The organism is Microbacterium altimontanum (assembly GCF_058349865.2).
In genome coordinates this window covers 132023-152365 of sequence record NZ_JBYRJB020000001.1, presented here as the reverse complement: position 1 = coordinate 152365, position 20343 = coordinate 132023, and the positions used below count along the sequence as shown (strand labels likewise).

The 20343-nt window shown below is 67.7% G+C and carries 12 protein-coding genes; 7 read left to right on the top strand and 5 right to left on the bottom strand.

What is annotated here, in order from left to right:
* Nucleotides 1–104 precede the first annotated feature (104 nt).
* From AC3RX1_RS00675 to AC3RX1_RS00665, 3 genes are read left to right on the top strand one after another with little or no spacing between them, the layout of a single operon-like run.
* The gene (locus AC3RX1_RS00675) at nt 105–425 is read left to right on the top strand and encodes a WhiB family transcriptional regulator (RefSeq protein ID WP_491499615.1); all 321 of its coding nucleotides are present in this window, start codon (nt 105–107) and stop codon (nt 423–425) included.
* A gap of 59 nt (nt 426–484) precedes the next feature.
* The gene (locus AC3RX1_RS00670; protein ID WP_491499303.1) at nt 485–3451 is read left to right on the top strand and encodes a glycosyltransferase; all 2967 of its coding nucleotides are present in this window, start codon (nt 485–487) and stop codon (nt 3449–3451) included.
* Nucleotides 3448–4833, top strand: a complete 1386-nt coding sequence (locus tag AC3RX1_RS00665; protein WP_491499302.1) for a DUF5719 family protein — start codon at nt 3448–3450, stop codon at nt 4831–4833. Before AC3RX1_RS00670 ends, AC3RX1_RS00665 begins: the two co-directional genes overlap by 4 nt.
* Nucleotides 4834–5004: 171 nt before the next feature.
* Here the strand turns inward: AC3RX1_RS00665 and AC3RX1_RS00660 are convergent, their stop codons facing one another.
* Nucleotides 5005–5436, bottom strand: a complete 432-nt coding sequence (locus AC3RX1_RS00660; protein WP_491499614.1) for a metallopeptidase family protein — start codon at nt 5434–5436, stop codon at nt 5005–5007.
* A 221-nt stretch (nt 5437–5657) separates the two neighbouring features.
* On the opposite strand from AC3RX1_RS00660, the gene AC3RX1_RS00655 reads away from it, so the two are divergent.
* Nucleotides 5658–8180, top strand: coding sequence for a CDP-glycerol glycerophosphotransferase family protein (locus AC3RX1_RS00655; RefSeq protein WP_491499301.1), 2523 nt, complete (start codon nt 5658–5660; stop codon nt 8178–8180).
* A 21-nt stretch (nt 8181–8201) separates the two neighbouring features.
* On the opposite strand, the gene AC3RX1_RS00650 is transcribed toward AC3RX1_RS00655, so the two are convergent.
* The 3 genes from AC3RX1_RS00650 to wecB are packed head-to-tail and all read right to left on the bottom strand — an operon-like array spanning nt 8202 to nt 15213.
* Nucleotides 8202–12812: an FkbM family methyltransferase gene (locus AC3RX1_RS00650; protein WP_491499300.1), complete on the bottom strand. Its 4611-nt coding sequence runs from the start codon at nt 12810–12812 to the stop codon at nt 8202–8204.
* Complete coding sequence (gene wecC, locus AC3RX1_RS00645) at nt 12809–14056, bottom strand: UDP-N-acetyl-D-mannosamine dehydrogenase (RefSeq protein ID WP_491499299.1); 1248 nt, start codon at nt 14054–14056, stop codon at nt 12809–12811. Before wecC ends, AC3RX1_RS00650 begins: the two co-directional genes overlap by 4 nt.
* Complete coding sequence (gene wecB / locus AC3RX1_RS00640) at nt 14053–15213, bottom strand: non-hydrolyzing UDP-N-acetylglucosamine 2-epimerase (protein WP_491499298.1); 1161 nt, start codon at nt 15211–15213, stop codon at nt 14053–14055. The genes wecC and wecB overlap by 4 nt, the downstream gene beginning before the upstream one ends.
* A 193-nt stretch (nt 15214–15406) precedes the next feature.
* Here wecB and AC3RX1_RS00635 point away from each other — a divergent pair, with 193 nt between their 5' ends.
* The 3 genes from AC3RX1_RS00635 to ahcY all read left to right on the top strand — a co-directional run bounded on the left by AC3RX1_RS00635 (nt 15407) and on the right by ahcY (nt 19279).
* A complete protein-coding gene (locus tag AC3RX1_RS00635; RefSeq protein ID WP_491499297.1) occupies nt 15407–17308 on the top strand; it encodes a glycosyltransferase family protein in 1902 nt (633 codons plus the stop codon).
* A 157-nt stretch (nt 17309–17465) separates the two neighbouring features.
* Nucleotides 17466–17672: a DUF3499 family protein gene (locus tag AC3RX1_RS00630; RefSeq protein ID WP_491499296.1), complete on the top strand. Its 207-nt coding sequence runs from the start codon at nt 17466–17468 to the stop codon at nt 17670–17672.
* Between the two features lie 134 nt (nt 17673–17806).
* Nucleotides 17807–19279 (top strand): adenosylhomocysteinase, encoded by a 1473-nt coding sequence (gene ahcY / locus AC3RX1_RS00625; protein ID WP_491499295.1) that lies wholly within the window; start codon nt 17807–17809, stop codon nt 19277–19279.
* Between the two features lie 214 nt (nt 19280–19493).
* On the opposite strand, the gene AC3RX1_RS00620 is transcribed toward ahcY, so the two are convergent.
* Nucleotides 19494–20330: an RDD family protein gene (locus AC3RX1_RS00620; RefSeq protein WP_491499294.1), complete on the bottom strand. Its 837-nt coding sequence runs from the start codon at nt 20328–20330 to the stop codon at nt 19494–19496.
* Nucleotides 20331–20343 lie beyond the last annotated feature (13 nt).

Sequence of the window (20343 nt, the reverse complement as noted above, 5' to 3'; positions counted from 1 at the left end):
GAGGATGAGGCTTTACGATCTGCGACTTGACCATCGCGAATGACACCTGTGTAATTATCAGCAAGCGCGGAATCGCGTGGGGGGAAGCAGGTTTGGAGAACGAGATGACCGGGGCTCAGTACCGCTCAGGCGTTCCCGCAGATTGGTTCGTCGATCCCGTCGAGCTGGGAGTGCCGGGCGTCCGGCGCGCTGTCGAAGAAGACAACCCGCTCGCATGGCAGGCCGATGCGCTGTGCGCGCAGACCGATCCGGAGGCGTTCTTTCCGGAGAAGGGCGGCTCGACGCGCGACGCGAAGCGGGTGTGCACCTCATGCGAGGTGCGGTCGCAGTGCCTGGAATACGCGCTGCAGAACGACGAGCGCTTCGGGATCTGGGGCGGCCTCAGCGAGCGTGAGCGTCGGAAGCTGAAGCGCCGCGCGAGCTGACCGGCACGGCGGCGCGTCGAGCAGGATCGGTGACGCCGCTCGCCTAGGCTGACGAGGTCATGCCCGCCCGAGTACACGCCATCCTCGTCGTGCGTTCCGACGCACACATCCCCGCAGCCCACCGTCTCGAACGGATGCTGGCCGCGCTGTCGGCGCAGACGCATCCCATTGACATCCTGACGATCGTGCTGTGCGGGGAGGATGCCGACACCGCCGCATTCGCCGCGGCCTCCGGCGCCGAGGCGGTGCTCACGGCGCCCCGCACGACGAGCTTCGCCGATGCTGTGCAGCTCGCCGCTCGCCGCATCAACGGCGATGCGGTCTGGCTGCTCGCGCAGGACACGGTGCCCGAGCCCGCCGCCCTCGCGCACCTGGCCGATGCGCTCGAGATCGCCCCGTCGGTCGCGGTGGTGGCGCCGAAGCTCGTGCGCTGGGACGACACCGACCACATCGTGTCGCTCGGCGTCACGATGACCCGATTCGGTCGCTCGGTCGGACTCGCCGACGAGGAGTTCGACCAGGGGCAGCACGACGCCACCGAAGACGTGCTCGGCTCCGACGTGCGTGGCGTGCTCGTGCGCGCCGACGCATGGAAGGAGCTGGAGGGGCTCGATCCCGCCCTCGCCGGCGGTGACGAGGGTCTCGACCTCGGCGTGCGGGCGCACTTGGCAGGCGGGCGCGTCTGCGTCGTGCCCGCCGCGCGCGTCGGCGTCTACGGTGACGGCGTCGCCGGGTCGACGGGTCTTCCCCCGGAGCACGGCTTCCACAACTCCTACGTGCGCCGCCGGGCTCAGCTGCAGCGGCGGCTCGCGTATGCGCATCCCGTCGCCCTCCCGTTCGTGTGGCTGGCGATCCTCCCGGTCGCGGTGTGGCGCACGATCGTGCAGCTGATCGCGAAGACACCGGGACGCATCCTGCCCGAGTGGGGAGCCGCGGTCGTCGGCCTCGTGTCGCTCCCGGGGGTCGCGCGCGCCCGCGGCAGGATCCGCCGCACGCGCCGCGCGACCTGGAGTCAGCTCGCCCCGCTGCGGCTCACCCGCGATGAATTGCGCACAGGGCTCCACCCCGACGCCGAGGTGCACGTGGGTGGTGACCGCCGCGGCGATCTCCGGTTCTTCTCGGGAGGCGGCGCCTGGGTCGTGCTCGGCGCCCTGGCCGTGTCGGCCGCCCTGTTCCCGACCCTGCTCGTCTGGCCCGCCCTCGGCGGGGGAGCGCTCGCCCCCCTGCGCTCGACCCTCGCACGGCTCTGGTCCGACGCCGAGTTCGGACTTCGTCCGACCGGTCTTGACCAGATCGCGCCGGCGGATCCCTTCTCCGCGGTGATCGCCGTGATCGGCAGTCTGTGGCCCGGCGACCCGTCGCGGGCGCTCGTGCTGCTGTGGCTGCTCGCGTTGCCGCTCGCGGTGCTCGGCGGGTGGTTCGCCGCGACCCGCCTCACCGACCGGTCACTCCTGCGCATCACGGCGGCGGTCGCGTGGGCGCTGGCTCCGACGTTCCTCGTCGCGCTCACCCAGGGCCGCCCCACCGGCGTGCTCGTGCACCTGCTTCTGCCCTGGCTGTTCTACGCCGGCACTGCGGCTCATCGCTCGTGGGGATCGGCCGGGGCGGCATCCGTCCTCTTCGTCGCGGCGGTGGCGTGCGCGCCCTCACTTGCGCCGGCACTCGTCGTGCTGTGGCTCGTCCTGCTCGTGGGCCTCATCGTCGCCGGTCGCGGTCACGGCGTCGCGCGCGTGGGCTGGATGGTGATCCCGGCCGCGGTGCTGGCGGCGCCCATGGTGTTCCGTCAGCTGCAGGCGCATAATCCGTGGGGACTGCTCGCCGACCCGGGGTTGCCGTGGAAGGGCCCGCAAGTGGCGGCGGATGCGGCCGGGCGGGCGCTGCTCGCTGCGGGATCGCCGACATCGGATCCCGGGGGCTGGGGGACGCTGCTGCGTCGCGGCGCGTTCGGCGACTGGGCTACCGGCGTCCCCGCCGCCTGGCTCCTCGTTCTCCTCGTCCCGCTCGGCGCGCTCGCGGTGCTCGCGCTGTTCACCCGGCGGTGGCTGGCGGGTGCGGCGCTGATACTCGTGGCAGTGCTCGGCATCCTCACGGCGTTCATCGTGGTGGGAATCGCCGTCACTCTCGTCAACGGGGCCGCTGTGCCGATCTGGCCGGGAAGCGCCCTCAGCCTCGCGTGGGTCGGCATCGTCGGCGCTGCCACGCTCACGCTCGACACTGGCCTCGCCCTGCGTCCGTCGCTCGATGCCGACCGCGCGCTCGCCGCTGGGCGATCGCGCGTGCTGCTCGCCACCGCGGTCATGCTCGCGCTGGGCGTCTTCGCGCTCCCCGCCCTCACCGCACATCTGCGCGGTGCCGATGCGCTGACGAACGGACCGCAGTCGACTCTTCCCGCGTTCGTGACGGCGGAGGGCCGCAGCAATGCCGACACCGGGACGGTGGTGCTGCAGCCGCTCGCGACCGGTGCCGTTGGCGCGCAGGTGGTCTGGGGGGAGAGTGCGACGCTCGGCGGTCAGTCGACCGCCCTCCACACGCGCACCGAGGTCGACGAGCACGACAGGGCGCTGGCCGAGCTCGCCGCCGATCTCGTGACCCCCACGTCGTCCGACGTCGTGAAACGTCTGCAGGCCGAGGGCATCGGCTTCGTTCTGGTCGCGCCGGCCGACGAGAACGCGGACCACGCCCGCTCGCTGCGGCTCACGGCGGTGACGGCGCTGAACCAGCGCGCGGGCCTCGATCCGGTCGGTGACACCGACAAGGGAACGCTGTGGCGCGTCACGTCGGGCGTGCAGCCGCGGGCGACCGCGTCGGCCGCCGTGGTGTCACTCGGTCATTCCATCGCCGTCATCCAGCTGCTCGCGGTGGCGGCGGCTCTGCTGCTGGCGGTGCCCACCGCGGCGTCACGTCGGCGTTCGCGTCGCTCGCCGCGCGTCGTCGGGCGCCGAGAGGCGGTGCCGGTGCCCGTGCGCCTCGACAACGCTCCGACGGCGGCGGCCGACGCCGGTTTCGGCGAGGAGGGGGACTCATGACCCGCGTGGCGCGTATCGGTACCGCAGCCCGTTTCACCGCCGGCGCGGCTGTCGCGACAGCGACCCTTGTGGTGGTCGGCGGCGGAGTGGCCTTCGGATGGATGCCGCACCGCGCGGCGCCCGCATCCGTCGCCGTCGCGCCGGCGGCCGCAGACTCCGTGCTGACGTGCGCCGGACCGCTGCTCGCGATCGGGCGCACGTCAGAGGATGTCGACAAACTGGCCGTCGCGGCCGAGGAGCACGTCACGGCGTCGGGTTCCGGCGTCCAACGCGACACGTTGTCTGCGCGGGGACTGCCGGAAGACGCCGGGCCGACGCGGCTTGTCGCCGTGGCCGAGGGACGCACTGTGCCGGTGGCGGTCGGGGCGTCGTCGGCCTCGGTGGTAGCGGCCGATCTGCAGGGGTTCGCCGCGTCTGCGTGTGCGCCGGCACTGATGGAGTCGTGGCTCGTGGGCGGCGCAACGACGACCGGATCGTCGGACCTCGTGCTCCTGGCGAATCCCGGAGCGGTGACGGCCACCGTGAACCTCACCTTCTACGGGGCGGACGGCGCGCAGCAGCCCGGCGCCGGCGCGCACATCGTGATCGGTGCCGGTCAGCAGCGGATCATCCCGTTGGCAGGTCTCGGACTGCAGGAGGCGGCTCCGGCGGTGCGCGTGACGGCGATGGGCGCACCGGTGCGCGCGGCGCTGCAGTCGAGCATCACGCGCGGCCTGACGGCGAGCGGCACCGACCAGGAAGGCGCGATCGCTGCGGCCGACACCACACAGGTGATCACGGGCGTGCGCGTGACCAAGCCGCCGCAGGACAATCCGACCACGATCCTGCGGTTGCTCGCGCCCGGTGAGGCGACCACGGCGACAGTGACGGTGGTCGGCGCGCAGGGGGCGGTCGGGAAGCCGAAGGACGTGCCGTTGACCGCTGCGTCGCCGGCGGAGCTCGAGCTCGACGGTCTGGCGCCCGGCTCGTATACGGTGCTCGTGAAGGCGGACCAGCCGGTGGCGGGCGCCGTCTGGCAGGCGACCGGAACCGGCAAGGGCGATGATTTCGCGTGGGTCACATCGTCACCGCAGCTTCCGTCGTCGAAGGAGGGCACGGTGTTCGCGGTCCCTTCCGGCGAGAGCCCTTATCTGGTGCTGACGCCTTCGGGCGAGGGGGACGTCAAGGTCGCCGTGGCGCCCGCGGGCGGGGGAGCGGCGGTCAGTGCCGTCGCTGCGGGTGGCCGCGCCACAGCCATCAAGCTGAGCGCCGGCGTCGCGTATCGCCTCATCGCGAACGCACCCGTGCACGCGGCCGTGACGTTCGCGGGCGCCGGGCAGCTCGCCTCGTACCCCGTCTGGCCGCAGGACGCGGCGTCCGCCCCGGTCATCGTCTACCCGTAACGCGGTGCCTTTCGGCTCGTCGCTGCGCTCCTCGCTCAGGGACCTCGGCAAAGCCCCGGGCACACCCTCCCGTCAGGTCCCTGAGCGAGCGCAGCGAGTCGAAGGGCCGGTCCCCGACGCGCTCCCGTCAGGTCCCTGAGCGAGCGCAGCGAGTCGAAGGGCCCTCAGCCCTCAGAAGTACCGGAACCGCTCGGGGCCGAGATCCCACGGATCGCGGCCGAGGTACTCGGCGGCGGCGCGGAAGACGCATCCCTCGATCTCCATACGCCGGTGAAGGTCGTCGTTGCGGTGCAGATGGCTGAGGCGCTCGATCGGGATGCGGAAGAGGATGATGCGCTTCTCGTCGCGGGCGATGTGCCAGCGGGGGATGCCGCCCTCATCGGGGCCGAGAGGCATGTCGGCGATCTCGAAGCTCACATCGCGCAGGTCGTCCCACGCGGAGCGGAGGAACTCCGCGGCCGTGCCGACGACGAAGTCGAACCGCTCGAATCGCGTCTCGAGCGGCGGAAGCGGCGGCCGCACGACGGCACTGCGCCCGAGCCGGCCGTGGCGCCCGTGACGAGCGGGGCGCGCGTGAGCGCTCGCGTTGGATCGCCGGCGCATCATGCGTCCATCCTACGGTCGGGTCGGGTCGGGTCGGGGCGGGGCGGGGCGGGTCGGGTCGGGTTGGCTCGGCGCCAGCTTGTCGGCCGGCATCCTTCCTCCCCGGCATGCCGCCACAAAGCACACGGCGCGCCGGATAGAATCTAGGGAGGTTGAGAGCTCCCTTCGGGTCCTTCTCGAACCGGACGAGACGCCTCCCCAGAAACCATGATCGCGCAGCTATGACATCGGCCGCCCTCTCGCTCATCATCCCTGTACGCCGGGCTGGTGCGGAGTTGAATCAGTTTCTTGCGTCTCTCGCGACACAGGCGCTGACCACCGATACAGAGTGCATCTTCGTGGTTCTCGGTGACGGTGAACAACACGGTCGGGTTGTGGCGAGCGTCGGGGTGCACGGCATTCAGGCAGAGGTTATCCGCTCGTCGAAGGAGGACATCGCGATCGCCCGCCGAGAAGGTCTCGCAATGGCGACCGGCCGATGGGTTACCTTCCCGAACGCGCGCGACGGTCTCAGCCGGGGCTACGTCACCGAGGTGCGGAATGCCATTGAAGCATGTGGCGACACAACGGATGCGTTCGCTGTTTCGACCGTTCCGATCGACCAGGAGCCGCAGGTCGGCACCGGTCTCAGCAGGGTCGAACTCGACGAGACGTTGAGCGGTCTTCCATCGGACGTGAGTCGCCTCGTCCTTCCTCGGCGGCACGTGCCGACCGAAGCGACGGCTCTCGGTTCATACGCCGATATCATGCTCATTCTCGATCTGCTGGGCCCGCAGAAGCCTGGTGTGCTCCGGCTCGTTCGCGGCGCCCGGTACATGCGCCGCCCCATGCGGTCTACCGACCCCCAGACGGACGCCTTCCGGGCACTCGGTGAGAACTACCTCTCGTTCCTCGAGAACCTGGGGGACCGTATCGGGGGATTGGAGCCGAACGGCGCGAGTTGGCGTCATCGGCTCGCCGTTCGAGAGCTGTTCCGGCTCACGGAGTTCGAGAACGCGACGACCAAGCGAGCGACTGTCCTCTCGGGCGACCTTGGCGTGCGCTTCCGCGACAAACTTCGCCGCCTGCTTCAAGCCTTCGATGAGGATCTCTTCGCCCGTGCAAACTCCCCGACGGGATTCGATGAGCGTCGGGACGTGCTGTGGGGCCTGCGCGGGCGGCGAGGCGCTTCACCGATCGCGCACATCGTCGATGTGGATCCCGGCGCAGGGTTGATGGAAGTTCGGCATTCACGATGGGAAGCGACGCAGAGCGAGTCGTTCGGGTTCGCGGAGAGGCGGATCACTCCGGTTCACGGCAAGAGACGCTCACTGGAAGCATTCGGCGGTCGAGTGCTTGACCAGCAGATCGCGTGGGTGCCTGCCAACGGCGGCCTGCGTCTGGCAGTGAACGGCACGGATGTCACGCTCGCTCTCCCTGACGGCCAGCAGGTGCCGGAATCAGCCGATGCTGCCGCAATCGAGGCGCTGCGGACTCGACACGACCGTCTGCGCACGAGGCAGGAGCGCTCGACCGCCAGCACACTTGACCAATGGCGTCGGGGTATCAGGAGCGCCCGGCGCAGCTGGCTGAGCAAGGCCGCGGCTGTCCGAGTGGCCGCCCATACTCCCGGTGTCGCTCGTCAATTCCGGGACGCCTGGTTGCTCATGGACCGCGCAGACATGGGTCGAGATAACGCAGAGCACATGTACCGATGGCTACTGCAGAATCACCCGGAGATCAACGCGTGGTTCGTGCTGCGATCGGATTCGCCGGATTTCGCACGCCTCAAGTCCGAGGGTTTCCGCCTGGTGGAGTACGGGTCCCTGCGTCACCAGCTGCTGCTGAACAACACGAAGCAGTATCTTTCGTCCCACGTGGGCATCGATGTAAGCCGTCCGATCTTCGACCGATACCTGCTGCGAGACGCACCCTGGACCTTCACCTTCCTGCAGCACGGCGTCATCCACAACGACTTGTCCCTGTGGCTGAATCGTCAGAAGCTTCGGCTCTTTATCGCGTCGACGCATCAGGAGTTCAACGGTCTTGCCGGCGATGCCTCTCCCTACGTCTTCACCGACCGTGAGGTGCGTCTCACAGGCTTGCCTCGCTTCGACAAGCTCCGGCGGATAGCCGATGCAACGCCGGTGGATAAGCGCCGAACGATCGTGATCGCTCCGACGTGGCGTAACGGGCTGTTCAACCCGCCCGAGCGCTCGGGTCAGCTGCGCAAGCCGAAGCCTGGCTTTCGCGAGTCGCCCTTCATCCAATCGCTCCTCGGGGTGCTCAACGACGAGGGCCTCCGGGCTCTCGCAGACCGGGGATACACGATCCGCTTTGTGCCGCATCCGAACCTCGCGGCGCACTTTCCTTACGCGGACGTCCCGGATTACGTCTCCATCACGACTTACGACTCGACCGACGTCCAGGAACTCATTGGCACCGCCGCGGTTTTCCTGACGGACTACTCCTCGGTTGCCTTCGATGCTGCCTTCGCGGGCGCGGCGGTCGTGTACATGCAGCTCGACGAGGGAGCGATCTACGGCGTCGACCACACGCTGTTCCCCGGATACTTCGACTTCGAGCGGGACGGCTTCGGCCCGGTGTGCAGGACCCTCGACCAGACGCTCCAAGCCGTAATTGACGCCACCGAAGGGAATGCGCCTGCGCTGTACCAGGAACGGGCGCGCACGACGTTCGCGCACTGGGATACGAACGCCTGTCAGCGGGTCTACGAGGCGGTCATGTCCAACGCTGCGCAGTAAGGAACTGGCGACCAGCCGTCGTCAGCTGTCCTGATCACGGTTGATGAACTCCAGCTCCCGCGCGATGACGATCTCAGATGATATCTGACGACGCACTCGAGCAGCGCTGGCCGCCGACTTCGCCAGGAACACGCCCGGATCGCGGTACATCTCGCGGATGGCGTCAGCGAGGCCGCGATGATCTTCTGGCGGCGCGAGATACCCCTCGGCCTCACTGACGAACTCCGGCACGGCGCCGGCGGCAGACGTCACCGGCACGAGGCCGGACGACATCGCCTCGCCTCTGCTGACGCCTTGCGTGTCGGCCCGTGTCGGCACGAGGAAGACCCCGTACCCGGCGTGTGCGTCGGCGATCTCACCCTGAGTGAGGAAGCCGCGGTGCACGGTCACGTTGTCGAACGACAGCAGCGGCGCGGTGATGCTCTCGAACAGAAGGCCGTCACCGATGAAGGTGAAGGAGAGTTCGTCGAACCACGGTTCGGCAGCGAGTTCTTGAACGGCCGCAACCGCGAGGTCGTTGGCGTAGATCGGGCTCGCGTACGGCCGAATGGACAGGATGCGGAGCCGCGCCGACGCGTCCTTCTCGCGGTAGGCGAAGAGGGACGTATCGATCGGGTTGTGGATCACCGCGACCTGGTCGTCCGGTACCGCGCGCTCGAGGTCCTCGAAGGCTTCCCGCTTGAAGTGGTCGGAAACGAACACCAATCCGAGGCGGGGAGGGAGGTCGTCGAGCAGATCGCGCCAGAAGTTCAACCGAGTGACGGTGGCGGCCTTGGCTGCCGCGAGTTCTCGATCGTTCGCGTACGTCCGCCGCCACCAGGGTTGGATCTCTGCGCCGTGAACCCAGACCGTGATCCAGACACGGTCGCTGAACTCACGGAGAATCGACCACAACTCCGGGGAGAGGAAGTGCACGAGAACCCGCTTGTACTGCCCGGAAGCGAGGGCCTGGCGCAGCGCTTCCGCATTGCCCGACTCGACCTCTTGTCCTTCGAATTCGTAGAACGTGTGCTGGTCCGCCCGCTGATAGCGGAAGACATCCACGTCGAATCCTTGCTTCCGGTACTCACGGATCCGGGAGTGGACGAAGCCGTACCGGTAGAGGTTGTCGTAACTCGGGTAGGCATCGGCCACCAGCAGCGTGTCGGACGTTCGTGGTGTGAGAATCACGTCGGGTTCGCGGTGGCTGAGCGCGAGATATCGCACGGTGACTGCCCCCGATCCCTCGACACGGACTCCCAACTGGGCGCTCACCGCCTCCGGCGGGGCCACCACCGTGTGGTTGTGGTTGGGAATCAGCTTGACCCAGGTTATGGCCTTGCCGTCGCGGTCGAACCACCGGACGATCAGGCTCGTGTGGACGGAGCCGTAAGCTTCGAGCCGCATCGGCAACGTGCCGTCCGGCCCGGTGACCGCGAGGTCGACGCGGCCTCTGCACCACAGGGTCGCGGCCGGTCCTTCCGCGAATCGACTGATATGCCGCGTGCCGAATCCGCGTCGCACGATGGCCCAGCCGGAATCGGCGGGCGGGGACAGGGGAAGATCGGAGGGAGCGACGACCACCGGCCGATCGGCAGGGATGTCGTGGCCGACGTATCTGTCGTTGAAGGCCAGCAGGTCTTCGATGCTGGCGCCCTCATCGATGGTGGACTGTGCCGCGGAATAACGAACCTCTCGCGCGCCCATCCCGTTCTCACAGAAGTCGAACGGATCGACCGCGACGACTCGGCATGCGGCCTCGAGCTCGACGTCGCCGCTCAGAAGCTGACCGAGGACGAGTGAGCCGGTTCCGGCTGGGGTGAGGACCGACATGGTCGGATCGATGCTCCCCGGTGAGAAGATCCCGAAGAGATCACCGGTGTGGACTCGGGCGACGTCTCCTCCCGGTTCCCGTACGAACCGGTCGCGCTTCGTGAGCCAGCCGGCGTCACCTGCATACGCGGTCGCGCCAAGAAGGCTCTCGAGGTAGGCCGGGCCGTATCCGTGCCGTTCATCGAGGACCGCGACCGGTCCGCCGGCCGCGAGCTCGGCGAGGCTGACGGCGTCGGCTTCCGCGCGGGAGACCGTGCGCCAGCCCCTGTCGGCTGCCGCCTGAGCGATGGAAGAGACGTCCGTCACCACGACCGGGGCGGTCTCCACGCGGACCTGAGAACCGATGACCCGACACAGCCTGTCCCAGCCGTCCGTTGTCCGGGGCGCCAGGATGACGGCGCCTCGCGGTGCAGTCGGCCGGTAGGGCTCGCCCGTCACGGTCGAGACGATCAGGTTGAGTCGCTCGGCGTAGGTGTGCTCGCGGATGACCTTCCGCAGAGCGAGGGTCCGGACGCGGTCTCGGTGGTCGACGTCGGCGTCGAGACGCTCGATATATGAGCGGAGGCCCGCTGCGTCGTCACTCGATGGCATGAGATCGCCGAAAGTGGCGGATAGGCCGCGCGCATAGTTGGACACCGTGGCGGTGCCGCTCATCGCCAGCTCGAAGACGCGCCGGGCGAACATCGTCGTCGAGTCCTTGACCGAGTTCAGATTGAGTGCGAGGTCGTAGCCCTTGTACGCGTCGTCCAACTCGTCGGCGGCGAGAGTGCCGACGATGAGGTGCTGAAGGTCTTCGGGGAACGCGTAATCGGGCAGCGTCGTTCCGTATGAGCGGTCGAAGATCTCGATCGGCATCACGTCTGTCGCGGCCCGGATCGCGGCTGCCAGGTCTCTCATCCGTTCGGGATAGCGGCGATAGTATCCGCCCGCGAACATCATCGCGCGCCGTCGAGGCCGAGTCTGGAGCGGATTGTGGTGCGCAGGTTGCGACGCGAACGGAAGGAACCGGACGCGATCATGTGCGAGTTCTCGCATGTAGAGCGGAACGCGGTCCAGATCGGTCGTCATGACGAAATCGAACTCTGCCGCAAGAGGCAGGAACGTCTCGAAGTGCACGGGGTCTTCCTTGTTCCAGAAGACGGTCGGTATCGAGTGGTCACCGCACCATGCGAGCATCTCCCGAAGCTCATTCGGAATGGACGGGAGCGCGTTGTGCCACGTTCCATCGGCGCCCCGCCAGGCGGACTCGACGAAGAGGAGGTCAGGTCCGAACGACTCGATCTGCTCCCGCCACTGCTCTCGGTCGAGATTGATGAAGTCGGTCTCGGCGGAGAACCCATTGGCAGTGAAGTCGTCGGCGATAGCGGCGATGCGTGGGCGTCGGCCGCTCACGCTGACGCGGAAAGAAGCGGCCGCGCGTTGAGCTCGTTCGGTGCTCGCGAGCCTGAGCTCCGTGGAGAAGCGAGCTTCGCTCGCGTTGTCTAGAAGCACCGTGGGTGTGAACGGTGCGGCCTTCGGGGACGTGGCCGGACCGGTGGTCTTCACCTCCGGTGCGGTGGGTCCACTCGGCGCCCGCAGGCCCTGTAGTGCGCTGCGAAGCCCCTTTCGTGCGGCGGCGAGCCTGTTTGCGGCGACAACCGCTTTCCGCTTCCTCAGCGTGCGCAACTGCGCGTCACGCCGCGCTGCAAGCGCGCGGGACGACTTCAGCTGCCCGGTGAGACGGCTGACGGTCGCCTTCTGTTCAACAACGGCATCCTGAAGCTGCTTCACTCTGGCGCGTGCGGCGTCTCGCTCTTCGGACGCCCGGAGCGCTTCCGCTCGCACCCGCTGGAAGCCCGCTTCGGCAGTACGGGCGCGTCGTGTCAGCGTTGCGACGTCCTCGTCGCGGGCGTGAGTGAGTTCGGCCACCTGCGCGCGGAGTTCGGTGAGCGTTGCGTCCGTGCCCCGATACTTGAGATTTGCGCTGTCGAGCTTCGCACGGAGGTCGGTGAGCGTTGCGTCCGTGCCCCGGTACTTGAGATTTGCGCTGTCGAGCTTCGCTCGCAGCTCTGTGATTCTCTGCGTGAGCTCGTAGCGGTCTCTGATGAAGTCGGCGATGTGCGCGCTCAGCGCGCGCTCCGCTCCGTCGCGCACAGGATGGAACTCGTGCGTCGGTGTCGCGTTGTAGGTTGCAGACGGGCCGTAGCCGAGTTCGGCGAGGAAGGCCGAGATCGCGTCGAAGTGCTCGAGGTCGGCGCACTCGATGAACAACGTGGGAGAGTCCCGTCGGATGAGGGCGGCCGCCCCGTGCAGCGCTTCCAACTCCATCCCCTCGACGTCGAGCTTCATGACCGAAACGCGCATCTCCGCGTCGATGTCCTCATCGATCACGACGACGTCGATCTCGCCGTCGCTCGTGCTCACGAGAGACTGCGCGCCCAGATTCGTCGGGATGTGCTCGCGGAACCTGGCGTGCCCCGACCGGGAACCTACAGCAGCGCGGCGGACCTCGACGCGGCCGCTGAGCCCGTTCGCCTCGACGCTGGCTTCGAGCGCGTCGCAGAGGTCCTGGTTCGGCTCGTACGCGATGACCTCGCACTCCGCGTGCGTAGCGAAGTAGATCGTGTGGTTCCCCACGTTCGCTCCGATGTCGAGCACCCGAGTGCCCGGGACGATCCACGGAATGACTGCGCGGAGCATCTCGAACTCGTACGGCTCGTGGGTCGTTGCGATGTGCATCTGTATCGCGTCTGTCTCGCGGTTCGGCAGTGCGAGCTTGTAGTCGCGCGTCGCCCCTTTGACCTGGATGATGTGCTCTGCCCCTGGGCCGGCCGCAGTCATCGCCACACGCCTCGGGTGTCGATGACCTTCTCCGGATCGATGCCGAGTTCTCCGAGGTCGGCGGCGCGGAATTCGCGGTGGTCGACGAGCAGGACGACAACATCGGCGTTGGACGCCTCCGCCAGATCTGCAAGCTCGATGTTCGCCCGGGTGTTGAGGGCTCCGGGCAGCGAGGCGATGTTGGGCTCAACCGCGAGCACGCGTGCGTTCGAGAACTCGTCAGCGATGTCAGCGGTGATGCGCAGCGCCGGAGACTCACGCAAATCGTCGATATCGGGCTTGAACGCCAAACCGAGCGTGGCGATGACTGGGGCATCCAGAGCATCGGCCTTTTCTCGGACCTTGTCCAGCACCCAACTCGGTTTCGCGTCGTTGACCTCCCGGGCAGTGCGGATCAAACGGGCTCGATCGGGTGCGGCATCGACGATGAACCAGGGGTCAACGGCGATGCAGTGGCCACCGACGCCTGGCCCCGGTTGAAGGATGTTGACCCGCGGATGGTGGTTCGCGAGCGCGATCAGCTCCCACACGTTCACGTCGAGATGATCCGCGATGACCGACAACTCGTTCGCGAAGGCGATGTTCACGTCCCGGTACGAGTTCTCCACGAGTTTGGCCAACTCCGCGGTGCGTGCGTCCGTCAGGTGGATGTCACCGTCGCAGAACGTCGCATAAAGAGACTGCGCTCGCTTGGCGGCCTCTCGCGTGACGCCACCGACGATGCGGTCGTTGGTGACCAATTCCACCATCACTCGTCCTGGCAGCACCCGCTCGGGGCAGTGGGCCAGCAGGACGGTGAGCATGCCGTCGATGCCCACGAGGTCAGGGCGAAGTTCGTGAATCCACTTGCCGATCTGCTCCGTGGCACCCGGAGGGGAAGTGGACTCGAGGACCACGAGGTTGCCCGGGCGCAGCTTGGGAGCGAGGGCGGCGGTTGCTGCCTGGACGTAGGACAGATCGGCGCTGTGGCCCTCCCTGAAAGGAGTTGGCACGGCGACGATGTAGGCGTCCGCCGCGATGACATCGGTGCTCGCCGTCAAACGACTGGCTTCGACGGCGCCGTTGACATAGCCGGCGAGATCTGGCTCCACGAAGGGCACAGACCCTGCATTGACGGCTGAGACGGTCGCTTCGTTCACGTCCGTGCCGTGCACGTTGAGGCCCCGAGCCGCGAGAATGGCCGCCGTCGGCAGACCAATGTAGCCGAGCCCGATGACGTTGACGGTCGTGATCAGAGTCGTCACGCAGTTGCTCCTTCGTATGTGAAATCAGGCAGACGGGAGCCCAGGCCGAAGTGAGCGCGCAGCGCCGCTACCGAACGCTCAGCAGCACGGCCGTCGCCGAAGGGGTTGCGAGCGCGCGCCATCCTCTCGTAAGCGACGGGGTCGGTGAGCAGGCCGTCGACCGTTGCCTCGATGAGGTCGGTGTCAGTGCCAACCAGGACGGCGGTGCCCGCGTCCACGGCTTCGGGCCGCTCCGTGGTCTCACGGAGGACCACGACGGGCTTGCCGAGCGCTGGCGCCTCTTCTTGGATGCCCCCGGAATCAGTCACAGTGAGCACGCAGCGGTCGAGCGCTTTGCACAGGTCGGTGTAGCTCAGAGGCTCGGTGAGCACGACATTGCTGAGCTCCTCCAGCACCGGCGCGAATATCTGACGAACAGTCGGGTTCGCGTGCAGCGGGAAGAGGAAGATGGTGTCAGTGTGTCGTTGCGCGAGGCGGCGAAGCGCGTCTGCCGTACGCCGCATCGGTTCGCCCCAGGACTCGCGGCGGTGAGACGTCACGAGGACCAGGCGCCTCGGGTCGGCGTCGGCCTGGGCGAACCGGGCGTCTTCGATGGGTAGATCGTCCCTGCGTGCCGTGGCAAGCAATGCGTCGATGACAGTGTTCCCCGTCACGACCACGCCGGATTCGTCGATGCCGTTGCGGAGAAGGTTCGCACGGCTGGCGGCCGTGGGCGCCAGATGAAGGCTTGTGATCTGGCTCACCAGACGGCGATTTCCCTCTTCCGGGAAGGGTGAAGCAATCGACTCCGTTCTCAGCCCGGCTTCGAGATGGACGACGGGTATCTGCTGATAGAAGCCGGCCAGCGCGGCCGCGAGAACAGAAGTCGTGTCGCCCTGGACCGCGATGGCGTCGGGACGCCGTTCGCGGATGATCGGCGCCAGGTGGGTGAGCGTCTTCTCGGTGACGGTGCTCAAAGTCATGCCGTGTTCGAAGATGTCGAGATCGTAGTGAGGCGAGATGCCGAAGACACGATTGACCTGATCGAGCATTTCCCGATGCTGACCCGTGACGACCGGAACGACCTCGAAGTCCGCACTCGCTTCGAGCGCAGCGATGAACGGCGCCATCTTGATTGCTTCAGGGCGTGTCCCGTACACGGGCATGATCGAGTACACGGCGGCGGGATCTCCTGAGCGTCTTCTGGATTGAGGCGAATGCCCAAAGAAGGTTACCAGCACTCTCTCAGGATGCGGTTCGGGGAGGGCTCCGGAGGGGTCGCTCCACGCGCATCGACGACGGACGCCGACATCGCGACTCTAGGATGTCCCCCGGGAGCCATTGCTTTCCAGACACGACGACTTTCGCGGATTGGGGGAGCAGATGGGCCTCTTTTCGCGGGCGCCGTTGTTGAGCGTCGCCGTGCTCGACTACTCTGCATCGGTCGTCTCTCAGCGCGAGGACCCCGTGATTGCCGCTCGCGATGTCGAAGTGGTGGAAGGACATCCACGGGAGGTCTCGACGCGCCTCACAGGACGCTGGGTCTTGGCTGTTCCGTCCGGAACCCTGCTCCCCCCTGCCGCCGTGATCGACACGCTGTGTAGACGCCTTCGGCGCATGAGGGGGGTCGCCGTCGTCGCTGAAGACGGCGAAGAGTCGGTCCCCCTCGCCGGCGAACCGCTCATGAGACTTGCTCTCACGAGCCCCCTAGTGGCCGTCGAGCGTGCCCTCGTTAGATATGAGGATTTCGACGTCCCGATCGCGGCAGACATCGTGGTGCGTGCCGCAGCGATCGGACGATGCCGGACGTCCCCGGGTGTGATCCCCATCGCTTCACCGCAGAATGCCGCCCCCGAGCACTCCACAACAGGTCATCCAGCGGCAGTCGCCGGGGCGTGGCTCGACGTGTTCGCAAGAGTGGAGGAGATGGGGCGAAGGTCTGAACGAATGCGGCGTCCGCTGCTCGTCGTGAAGAACCAGATCGCCCGGGAACTGGGCCGCGTCATAGCCCGAGAGCCGTCGCTTCGTCTGCCGATCTTCGACGAGGTCAGGGCGCGCGGCTTCACAGCCTTCTCCGAGCGCACTGTCAACGTCGAGTGCAGTCATGACCTCGCTGTCGTTTACGGCTTCCCGCCCTTCCTCGATACGGGAGGGTTCGTGGTCTCACGTCGTTTCCGAGGCAACGCGGAGCCGTACGACGTTCTCACTCAGGACATGTCGCGGCGAAGGCCGAGGGATGATCGGTCGCTTCAGCTCGCGAGTCGCAATCTGGGGCGGCGCATGGTGGTGAACACACCGCTGGCTACGGGGAACTGGACACAGGTGGAACAGTTCTGTCGGGCGGGGATGGCGAAGATCGCCGAGCGAGAGGCCAAGCAGGGCGCGTACCGGACGATCTACACCCGATCGATGTGGATCGCACCGTCCGTGCTCGGTGCGTGGTACAAGGCCCGGAATCCGGAAACGCCGTGGACCGCCGAGCTGTCGGATCCCCTCGCATACCGACCGAACGGCGAGCTTCGGCCGAATCCCTTCCCTGACAACGACATCCTGCGCGATATTCGCACCGCGGTGGAGGAGCGCCGCCTCCCCGATTGGAGAGGAGACCGCTTCTTCGAGGGCGTTGAGTGGATGGTCTATGCGCTTGCTGACCGGATCATTTTCACGAACGAGAATCAACGGGATTTCATGCTCAGCGCGTTCCCGGACCAGGTGCTGGCATCCCGAGCTCGTGCAGTGTCGGAGGTGCAGCCGCACCCGGTCCCAGAGCCCGAACTCTACGAGTTGGCGGACTCTGCCGTGGAGCTTCCAGCTGATCGGATCAACATCGGGTACTTCGGCAACTTTTACAAGGTTCGTGGGGTGGACGACCTGCTCGCACCCCTCGCTCTTCTCACGCCCGAGGAGCGGAACCGACTTCGGTTGACGATCTTCACGGCGACGGCCGACGAAATAGCGCCTTCGATCGCCGACCATCCCGCTGCCGACTCCGTTCTGGTCTTGCCGGCGCAACCGTACTTCGAGTTCCTGGCGCTGACCCGGCGGATGGACTGGCTGATCGTCGTCGACGCACGCACTCCGGATGTCTTCGGGCGTAATCCCTTCCTTCCTTCCAAGCTGGCCGATTACCGAGGTTCCGGTACTCCCGTCTGGGGAATCGTCGACGGCGACTCGGTTCTCAGCAGGTCACCCCTGGACGCACGATCGTTGCTCCGCGATCCGTCGACGAGTGCGGAGGTGCTGCGGCGGATCATCTCCCAGGGAAGCCGATGACTGCCGAGGGCTGAGCTCCGGCTTTCCAAACCTGCCCGCACGCACCGACGAGGGTTTCGTCAGTGCGGACGATCAGAGCCGGCGACGAAGCGTCCGCGCGAGAGCGACGGCGCGCCGATGCCCGGGCGATGAGCGCGGCCACTAGCGTTGAGGAGAAATGCGCCAGAGACTGTGCTCTAAGGTGGGATGCGCCCGCGAAGCGGTGTCGACCCTGACATATGACTATGCCGACCAGATGGCCGCCGTCGGCCCGCTCGGGCGCCAGGGCGATCCGCACGCCCACGACCTCTGCGCCCAGCACACCGACCGGCTCTCGGTTCCGCGCGGCTGGGTCGTCGTGCGACACGAGACGCTGCAGGCATAGGCGCGCCGCGGGGGAGTCGTTTCGACTCGCTGCGCTCGCTCGACGACCGGGGGCGCTCGATAAGCGACGGGAGCTCTCGCTCAGCGAGCCGTCTGCTCGCGCAGCGATCGGGGTCGGCGTGGGAGAATGGCGGGATGCCGGCATCCACTTCCGAGGCTCCCGTCCGCCCGCTCGACTACCGCGTCGCCGACCTGTCGCTCGCCGAGGCGGGGCGGCACCAGCTGCGGCTCGCGGAGAACGAGATGCCCGGCCTCATGGCCCTGCGCGCCGAATTCGCCGCATCCCAGCCCCTCGCCGGCGCCCGCATCGCCGGCTCGCTGCACATGACCGTGCAGACGGCGGTCCTCATCGAGACCCTCGTCGCCCTCGGCGCCCAGGTGCGCTGGGCCAGCTGCAACATCTTCTCCACCCAGGACGAGGCCGCCGCTGCCGTCGTCGTGGGACCCGACGGCACGGTCGCCGAGCCCCGCGGCGTGCCGGTGTTCGCGTGGAAGGGTGAGACGCTCACCGAGTACTGGGACTGCGCCGACCGCATCTTCGACTGGTCGGCCGAGGGCTTCGACGGACCCAACCTCATCCTCGACGACGGCGGCGACGCCACCCTCCTCGTCCACAAGGGCGTCGAGTTCGAGAAGGCAGGACAGGTGCCGGATGCGTCGCCCGACGATTCCACGGAGTACCGCGTCATCCTCGACCTTCTCCGCAAGAGCCTGACCCGCAGCCCGCAGCGCTTCACCCGCATGGCCGAGGGGATCCTGGGCGTCACCGAGGAGACCACGACGGGCGTTCACCGCCTCTACGAGCTCGCGGCCGCCGGCGAGCTCCTCTTCCCCGCGATCAACGTCAACGACTCCGTCACGAAGTCGAAGTTCGACAACACCTACGGGATCCGTCACTCGCTGCCCGACGGCATCAACCGCGCCACCGACGTCCTGATCGGCGGCAAGGTCGCCTTCGTCGTCGGCTACGGCGACGTGGGCAAGGGCGCCGCCGAGGCCCTCCGCGGACAGGGCGCCCGCGTGATCGTCGGCGAGGTCGACCCCATCTGCGCGCTGCAGGCGGCGATGGACGGCTTCCAGGTCGCACGACTTGATGACGTGGTCGACCAGGTCGACATCCTCATCACCGGAACGGGCAACACCCGCGTCGTCACGGTCGACCACCTGCTCGGACTCAAGCACCTCGCGATCGTCGGCAACGTCGGCCACTTCGACGACGAGATCGACATGGCGGCGCTCGAGGCGCTCCCCGGCGCCGAGAAGGTCGAGATCAAGCCGCAGGTGCACGAGTGGCGACTGCCGAACGGCCGCAGCATCCTCATCCTCTCCGAAGGTCGCCTGCTGAACCTCGGCAACGCCACCGGTCACCCGTCGTTCGTGATGAGCGCGTCGTTCACAAACCAGGTGCTGGGCCAGATCGAACTGTTCACGAAGAAGGACGAGTACCCGATCGGCGTGTACACCCTGCCGAAGGTGCTCGACGAGAAGGTCGCGCGCCTGCACCTCGACGCCCTCGGCGTGCGGCTCACGATGCTCACGGAAGAGCAGGCCGCGTACCTCGGCGTTCCGGTCGACGGGCCGTACAAGCTCGACCACTACCGGTACTGAGTCGGCGTACGCCGGTCCGGTCTGCGCTTGAGTGCAGCGCTTCCGCACGAGCGGAGGGCTTTCGCGCTGATTACTCCGGCGGAGGGCTTTCGCGCGAACGGAGGGGATTCCAGCGACGGATGCCCTCGGCTCGAGTGCATCCCCTCGTCTCGGCAGGATGAAACCGGCATGGAGGATCGCTCGCGTCGGAGCAGGCTCTGCGCAGGGAAGCGGCTCAGCGCTGCGGGAAGCCGCGTGGGACCGTCGCGGTCCGGGCGATGAGGGCGTCCACCCGCTCGGTCTCCAGCTGCAGCGCCGCGTACTCCCGGTCGCGCCGGGCGGCCACGACGCCCCGGACGAGCGTCTCCGCATCCGTCGCCGGCATCGGCGAGACGAACGGCGCCACCTCGGCGGCGAGCGCACCGGCCAGTCTCAGCCGTGCGGTCTGCTGCATGTGCTCGGCCTGGCGCACGAACTGCGCACAACGCCGGGCCAGCGCGTCGGGCAGGCGCGTGGCATCCGCCACCGCCGCCCACTCCATCAGCGCCACCGGCATCGGCGGCGCTCCGGCGGGCAGCGGGGGAGTCCGCGTGCGCTGACTGTACGTGCCCGCGAGCAGATCGCCGAGCCGCTGCGACCGAGGGGTGAATGCCCCGACGAGCGCTGCGAGGCCGCCCAGCGTCATCCAGATCTCGAGCACCCCCACCAGCGCGCGGATCAGCGCCTGCCGGAATCCCGCCGCGCCGCCGTCGGCCCGCACGATCCGCCCGCCGACCGCAAGGCGACCGAGGCTGCGCCCGTGCGTCAGCGTCTCGACCGCGGTCGGCAGCACCACGACGACGAGCACGATCATCGCGATCCCCACGATGCTCGACGCGCTCGAGGAGATGACGTTCTCGCCGAGGAGCCACCCCGACGCCCACGCCAGCAGCAGCATCACGCCGATCGCGACGAGGAAGTCGATCAGCGCGCCCAGCGCCCGCAGGAAGAACCCGAGCGGCTGCACATCGAGCGCCACGGCCTCGCCCGTCAGCACCTCGTCGGGCACGATCGTGAGCGCTTCGGCGGCCATGACCTACAGTGAA

Excerpts from the sequence above, each read along its gene's own strand:
- AC3RX1_RS00670 (WP_491499303.1), top strand. The coding sequence starts at position 485 with ATGCCCGCCCGAGTACACGCCATCCTCGTCGTGCGTTCCGACGCACAC.
- AC3RX1_RS00660 (WP_491499614.1), bottom strand. The coding sequence starts at position 5,436 with ATGCGCCGGCGATCCAACGCGAGCGCTCACGCGCGCCCCGCTCGTCAC.
- ahcY (WP_491499295.1), top strand. The coding sequence starts at position 17,807 with ATGCCGGCATCCACTTCCGAGGCTCCCGTCCGCCCGCTCGACTACCGC.
- AC3RX1_RS00620 (WP_491499294.1), bottom strand. The coding sequence starts at position 20,330 with ATGGCCGCCGAAGCGCTCACGATCGTGCCCGACGAGGTGCTGACGGGC.
- AC3RX1_RS00675 (WP_491499615.1), top strand. The coding sequence starts at position 105 with ATGACCGGGGCTCAGTACCGCTCAGGCGTTCCCGCAGATTGGTTCGTC.
- AC3RX1_RS00650 (WP_491499300.1), bottom strand. The coding sequence starts at position 12,812 with ATGACTGCGGCCGGCCCAGGGGCAGAGCACATCATCCAGGTCAAAGGG.
- AC3RX1_RS00665 (WP_491499302.1), top strand. The coding sequence starts at position 3,448 with ATGACCCGCGTGGCGCGTATCGGTACCGCAGCCCGTTTCACCGCCGGC.
- AC3RX1_RS00630 (WP_491499296.1), top strand. The coding sequence starts at position 17,466 with ATGCGCCAGAGACTGTGCTCTAAGGTGGGATGCGCCCGCGAAGCGGTG.
- AC3RX1_RS00655 (WP_491499301.1), top strand. The coding sequence starts at position 5,658 with ATGACATCGGCCGCCCTCTCGCTCATCATCCCTGTACGCCGGGCTGGT.